The sequence below is a fragment of the Clostridium sp. DFI.1.208 genome (assembly GCF_024463855.1).
Classification (GTDB): Bacteria; Bacillota_I; Bacilli_A; order Erysipelotrichales; family Erysipelotrichaceae; genus Clostridium_AQ.
The window spans coordinates 1-640 of sequence record NZ_JANGCA010000177.1 but is presented as its reverse complement, the minus strand read 5'-3'; the positions used below and the strand labels follow the sequence as shown (position 1 = coordinate 640).

1 protein-coding gene is annotated in these 640 nt (G+C 39.7%); it reads right to left on the bottom strand.

All coding sequences use genetic code 11. The features are described from left to right. Positions 1–640 (bottom strand): SpaA isopeptide-forming pilin-related protein (locus NE665_RS23920; protein WP_256302706.1); only part of this gene is annotated, 640 nt, incomplete at both ends.

Genomic DNA, 640 nt, shown 5'->3' with positions numbered 1-640 from the left:
CGACTGCGATACGTCCTTTTACTGAAGTATCCTGTTTAGTGACAGTGATGACCGGTGTAGCACCGTCTGGAAGTGTCTCATATGCTGTATTGCTTGATACTTTAAATTTAACTGGAGCGATATTCAAAACATAACCATTTGGGGCAGTGATTTCTTCTAATTGATAATCACCTGGATCCAATTCTTTTCCAGTCATTACAGTACCGGATCCATCCGTCGTCCAGGTATTGACCTTATGAGGTATAGGGGTCCAATCCCAATATTCTACATACTCGTTTTTATCCAAGTTTTTAATCTTGAAAGTTGTTCCGGCAAGTGTAATTGTTTTACCAGTTTCTTGATCAACCTTTACAGCTTTAACCACAGCACGAAATTTTGCATCATTAAAGATACGCCAAGGCTGAGGATCACGGCTATCTTCAGAAATAGTTACTGTAAAATCAGGAACTTTATAGTGATCATCCGGGACCTTAGTTTCACGCACAACATACGTAGCATAAGGAAGCTCATCAGATACCGCCTGTCCATTTTTATCAGTCACAAGGACTTTTGCTGTCTGTCCCTTTGCATTTTTAGCAATAGGAGCTTTTTCCCAACTTCCGTATGCATCTATATCCTTTTTGGATTTAACGGTAAATTC